2 protein-coding genes are annotated in these 6,734 nt (G+C 37.5%); one reads left to right on the forward strand and one right to left on the reverse strand.

The features are described 5' to 3' along the window. Positions 1-2,306, reverse strand: a 2,306-nt coding sequence (locus Q361_RS12895) for a PKD domain-containing protein (protein ID WP_146047035.1), incomplete at its 3' end; no start/stop codon positions are given. Positions 2,307-2,867: 561 nt separating this feature from the next. Between Q361_RS12895 and Q361_RS12900 the strand changes: the two genes are divergently transcribed. Further along, positions 2,868-6,734, forward strand: a 3,867-nt coding sequence (locus Q361_RS12900) for a hypothetical protein (protein WP_146047036.1), incomplete at its 3' end; no start/stop codon positions are given.

Consider the following 6,734-nt stretch of genomic DNA (forward strand, 5'->3'; position numbering starts at 1 on the left):
GCAATAGCCGTATTGGCAGATGCCCATGCACCACCCGATATAGAAGCGGTTAAAGATGATGTACTACCGACACAAAGCGTATTCGTACCTGAAATCGTAGCAGGCGCACTAGGACTAGTCACCGTTATGGTATAATGCGATACCACGGCAGGACACGCGCCCGAAGCAGGGATAGTATAATCGATAGACACAGAACCCGAAGCTACAGCCGTTACAACCCCTGAAGCAGAAACCGTAGCAATAGCCGTATTGGCAGATGCCCATGTACCACCCGATATAGAAGCGGTTAAAGATGATGTACTACCGACACAAAGCGTATTAGTGCCTGAAATCGTAGCAGGCGCACTAGGATTATTAATGATTATAGTTCCGTTTTTGGTATCATTAGTGGTGCAACCAATTGTACTAATTGTATAATTGTATATTCCGCTAGTAGTTGGAGTTCCACTAATAGTTGTTGTGTTTCCAATAGTTGTATAGCTTACTCCAAGGGGCAAACTACTTACATTTATATTACTTGGTGATCCTGTATAATTGTATGTGATAGGTGTAATGCTGCTATTAAAGCATATAGTCTGATTTGAAGTTGCAGGAGCAGATGTTTGTGTAAGCGTACAAATATTTCCTGTAACAATAATTGTGATATTTTTTTTGATTTGACATAAATATTCGTCTGTTGCAGTAACAGTATATACATATGTTCCAGGAGTAAGAAACGGACCTAAATTTATAGTATTTGTTGCGATATTCCCAATACAAGTCCCAAGAACAGCACAAGCATCAGGTCCAGGATCTGTTACACTTGTAAATGTTGTTGATTGTGGAGATATTGCCGGTCCTAATCCAGTATGTGTCCAATTTACACTATTAATAAGTGGAGTTACGCTTGTAATGGTATTGTAACATGAATTAGGAAAATTTATTCCCCAACCTGTTAATACACCATCATCAAAAACAACATAATCGGTTACCTTTATTGTCCACAATCCATTCATTGGAGCACCTATTAGTGAAGACATTGGTTGTGTCGAATTATAAAGTTGCGGTATATAGTACTGCCCTAATTCACAAGGACCACTATATGTTGAGCAAGAAGTGGATGTGTTCGTGTAGCAAGTGCTACTTGTCCAAGCGACACCACCACTATTCGTTACAGAATATGTTGCAGGACATCCAGGAACTCCATCATCATTTCCATTTACACAAGTTCCAAAATTAGAACCTCCTCCATGTCTATTAAATAGCATTACGCTTTGTCCATTGGGAGCTATTAATTCTATTGATATATCAGAAGCAAAAGAATGCTCCATGCTAAAAGAAATAGTAGGATAACAACCTGCAGAAACGGTTTGACCAATAGGAAAAAATCCAGCCAAGTTCAAACTAGAAGTATAACTCACACCAGTTCCATCGGGTAAGCTTAAAGGAGGGGTGTTAAAACTAGGCGTTGATTGTGTAATGGTTTGAGATTTTACACTTCCTGTTAATGATGTAGATTGTCCAACGGTTAAATTTATTGTTGGGCTTGTACTATCAATGAATAAAGGTGTTGGAAGAATTTTTACTGTTCTTATGGCAGATGTTGTGCTTAAGCAACCTAGTGGATTTGTTCCGTAATTGTTATCTCTTACAGATAATTTCACATCATAAATACCTTCGCTTGGAAAAGTATGTGTAGTAGTTGGGGTAGTAGTTGTAGTCGTAGTTCCATCTCCCCAAATCCATTCATAAGAAGAAATACTGTGCCCAGATGGGGAATAAGAGCCACTAGCATTAAAACTGTGTGTAAATGAACCTGGAGTAGCAGATGATGGCGAACATGTAACGATAGTTGAACCAGATAAAACAGGTATAGGTGGATTACATGGTACAATACATGATATTGTAGCTACCCAACCTGCTTTTTGAATACTTGAATTGGATGTAAATCTAAAAGTAATACAGCCTGTAGCATCAGTAGAAATAAGCTCAAAAGGACTTAAAGAACCGCAAAATGTGGCATCTGGAGATGTTGGATTTGTTATCGTAGAACTATACCAAACATCTAGGTAATCATAACAAGTTGCACCCGAGCCTTCAGTTACAAAAGAGCTAAAAGATATTTTTATTTTATTTCCAGGTATTGTTGGACAAAAAGTAATGGTGCTACTTTGATTTGCAGAATAATTCATACTCGAACCACCATTATCTACAAATGTACCTCCACAAGTACTAATAGTTCCATTAGCACCATTGAGCATAGTATAGGTTTGAGAAAAACCTAATAGAGTTGCGATAAGAGAAAAGAGAAGTAGTAGTTTTCTCATGATATTGTTCTAATGTACTGCAATGAATAACTTGCTGTATAAAAATAATGACACCAAATCTAACAGATTAATCAGTAAAATACAAAAATAATCGACAAAATACTTATTTTTTTTAAAAAATAGGAAAAATCTTAAAATTTTATCATTTTTTGAATATGCATTATTGTTGCTGTAGAATTTGTGAAGTAGATTTAAACTAAATTTTAGTAGTAGATAATCAACTTTGTAATTTTTTATATGAGTACTCTAAATTTGTAATATTTATACTATAAAAAATACATTTTATAGTGAATTGTGTAACCAATAATTGTTTTTAAAGGGTAAAAAATGCTTTTTGTAGATTAGTATTGATTTTTAACTTATAATTCATATAATTATGTTAAAATTTATATCTTTGCAGGGCAATATGTTTTGTGGCTTATGCTTTACATTATGCTGGCAACATAATGAAAAACAGAAGTTTTTCAAAACAATCTATATATAATTCCAAACAACAGGAACAGAGAAAGCCTCTGCTTCCAAATTTTTTAATTAATTAAATTTTAATTTTAAATTAAATTTATGAGAAACAACTATTTTTTAAGATGGACTCAGCGTATGATGTTCTTGTTTACACTTTTGTGTGGACTAAGCATGGCGGCTCAATCTTCATTTAGTATTAGTTTCCCATCGTTTTCATCAGCACCTACAGCCAATCCAAGAAATTTGGTGGTGTGTAATTCGTTTTCGAAATTACAGGTTCAGCTCGATGTTACAACAGCCTCTACTACAGGAGCCTCTGTTACGATACAGTTAGGCGCCGGAGTAGAATATGTGCCGGGTTCGGTGGCTGTAGTAAGTACAAACGCGGGATTAACTATAGTAGACGATGGTGGAACGCCAAACGCACCTAAGTTTAAGGTAGGTCCAAATGCATTAGCTTTGGCAAATCGATTGGTTTTTACTATCGACAGAAAAGCTACGTGTGCTACACGTACAGCAGCTTTAGCAGGTACGGCGTTCAAAGACACGGTAACGGGAAGTATCACAGGAGCTACGGCAACAACCGAGGTATCTTCTACCTATTCGGTAACGTACCCAGTATTCAGCTTTTCGCAACCAGCTACGCAAACCAATGCAGGGGTAGGAAGTACTTACTCAAGAACTTTTACTATTACAAATGGTGGTAATGGTCCAGCTACGGCGGTTTATTTTGCTATAGACTATGCCTCTACTGGGGCACAAGCAGTGTCTGTTACACTTACAGGTGGTACAGGTAGTTCTGGTACCCCAGTTGTATTAACTCCAACATCTACTTCTGGTACTATAAGTTATTATGCCATACCAGCAGCTAATTTAACAGGAGGAGATCTTGGTTTTGGAGAGACTCTTGTGGTTACAGAGCAATATAAACTATTAAAATGTAATGCTGTTACTAATTATTCTGCAGGTTGGGGTTGTGATGCCGCACCAGCAAATTGGTGTCAAACTGTAACAGGTACTGGTAATGTAACTATGGCAACAGGTAGTGCAACATATAATGTTCATACTACAACGATTTTAAATTTTGTAGATATGTGTACACCTTTTGCTATAAGAAATGCTTATACTAATAGTGGAACAGGTGCTACAGCTGCAGCTACTATGTATGATGTTATTCTTAGAAAAGGTAATGCCTATAATGATGCTACAGCACTTTCTGGGTTACAAACGTTATACAACTTAAGTACAGTTTACGTAAGAAACGTTGCTGCAGGCACCAACTCTGCGGCAATTCCATATACATATACTACCTCTGGTAGAATTCATACTATAGATTTGAATAACTATTTTACTACAGATCCAGATGGAGCAGGTGTTGGTCTAGAAGATGTTGATGGGGATGGTTTTTATGACGATTTACCTCCAGGGAATACTGTAGTAACAGAAATAGATATAGCTGTTGATTGTCCTGCAACTTGGACATGTGCAAACAATAGTTTAACTCAAGATTCTGTTGGAGGAGATATTAAATATCACACCATGTGTGATAAATCTACCTATGTAACTCCATTATCTAGATCGGGAGGAGATGCGTTAAATCATAGAAAAATATCTTTAGTACCCACAGGATATATTCCTGCCAATGTTAATCCAGGTACACCTTTTGATGTTAATATTGGTATCTCATATTATGATATGTACAATTACTTAAATAGAACAGGTAATACCAAATATGAGTATCAAATTACAGTACCTACAGGTACTACAGTAACGGCAGCAAAATGGGCAAATGGAAAATACAATCTTTCAACAGCACTTAACACAGTTACATTTACCCAAGTAGGTAATTTAGTCACCATTGTTTCGCCAATAAATGCAACGGCTACCTCTGGTTGGGGTTGGGTAAAACTTACCATGACTTATGACTGCTCTGGAGGGTCTAATTTTGTGATAAACTGGAAATTGCTTGAACGTAATAATGTAAATACAGGGTGTAACTGTAGAGCGGAGCAAGTATGCGGAACACTTACAGCACTAGCAGCTTGTGCTGCTCCATATGCAGCAGGGCCAAGTACTTCAATCCCTGTAGTGCGTAGAGCAGATAATTCATTAGGTTGGACAGATTATACACTTACTACCCGTCAATCGGCAAGTAGTATTTCTGCCTACGATTTGTCTAAAGCATTATATCTTGATGAAATTGAAATTTCTGCAAATGCTACGCAAAACAATGCAGCTTCAAACCTTTATATCTATTTAGAGTTGCCAAAAGCGTCAGGAAATACAAGTAAACTTACACCTATTAGTGTTGATGTAGTAGTTAAACGCGGAGGAACCTCTATAGCTACAGGTAATTTAACTTCGTTTTCTCAAACAGAGTCTACCACCACAAAACAAATAGTTACATGGGATTTAACTTCTTTAATTCCTTCTGGAGGTTTATTGGCAGGAGATATAGTAGAAACAAAATCACACTATACAGTTGCTACCAATAATTTGCCTAACAACGATGTGCAAAGTGGAACTAACTGGTATTTTTACAATTTAAATGGTACTACCAAAGAATCTTGTAATAATTTTATTCCAGAAATGTATTTAGTAGGAACCGCTTATAGAAATGGAGCTTCAGCAGGTCCTGTTCCAGCAGCTTGTACGGCACTTTCACCTTATGGAGGGCACTTTATTGCTAGAGGATTTGATGATGCTGGTTTAAATTATACAAACGAATTTCGCCCTGTGGGTTATATCACTAAATATGAAATAACTATACCAACAGGGTATGAACTAGTATCTTGTAGTTACACACCTTTATTGGGTGGGGCTAGTGTTGCCATGACGCCAACTTCGGTTTCTGGTAATACTTATGTATATGATAATCCAGGTACTTGGGTTGCGTATCGTTTATCGGCTACAGCACCTCAATATGGAGCTTACATACGTCCTATTGTGCAACCTACATGTGGAGCACCTTCAAATACGCAACCGTTTGCAACCAAAACGTATTATAAGGACTATTATTACCATTATGCTACAGATGTTGTGCAACCAACCACTTGGGATGTAATTCATAACCTTAATATATCTTCAACATACAATCAAACTACTGCTCCTAAAATAACTTTAACAAACCAAACAGGTATAGTACAAGCTTCAAAACCAACAGAGAGTTTTACTATACGTATGGCTTCGGTAGGAGGTTCGCCAGCGCCATACAGATGGCTTTCTGTGCCTACAGTAGCTGGTGTAACACCTATTCAGTTGGTTGATTTGTCTACAAATACGGTAATCATGCCTATTACTTATGCAGGAGGTGTATGGTTTCAGTTAGGTACAGCAGGTCAAGCTATTAATACTGATAAAGATTACAGATTAGATTTTTCTTATACAACTTGTAATACTACTACATTTGCTGTAGAAGGCGGTTGGAACTGTTCTGCTTACCCAACAGATCCATCTGCTTATACTTGTGGTACAGCAGATGTTACTTTACCATTTATACCTCAAACAGCAGAGGTACAAATCAAGACGGAAGCACAACCTACATCTGACATTAATTTATGTACAAATTTATACTATGAGTACCGAATTAATTCAGCAGGCGCAGGAAACACGGTAGACAATACCTTCACGATAGATTTACCAGCAGGAATGAGTATTGTAGCGGGATCATTACAAGCACAATACCCAGTGGGTACAGGCTCATGGGAGACTGTAAGTACCAGTACAGCAGGTACACAAACCACGTTAGATTTAACCACACATACAGCATTTCCAGCACAAGGTTTACCGGGAACATTAACCGATGGTGGCGTAGCCAATTCACGTTTAATGGGTATCCGTTTCAATGTTGTTACAGACTGTAACTTTATAGCAGGCTCTAACCTTACATTATCAGCAGGAGCAAACCGTTCTTGTGGCGCACCTGCTACAGGTGATGGTGTAGGCTCAGCATCGTTATCAGTAAAA

The sequence above is a fragment of the Flavobacterium croceum DSM 17960 genome (assembly GCF_002917885.1).
Lineage (GTDB): Bacteria > Bacteroidota > Bacteroidia > Flavobacteriales > Flavobacteriaceae > Flavobacterium > Flavobacterium croceum.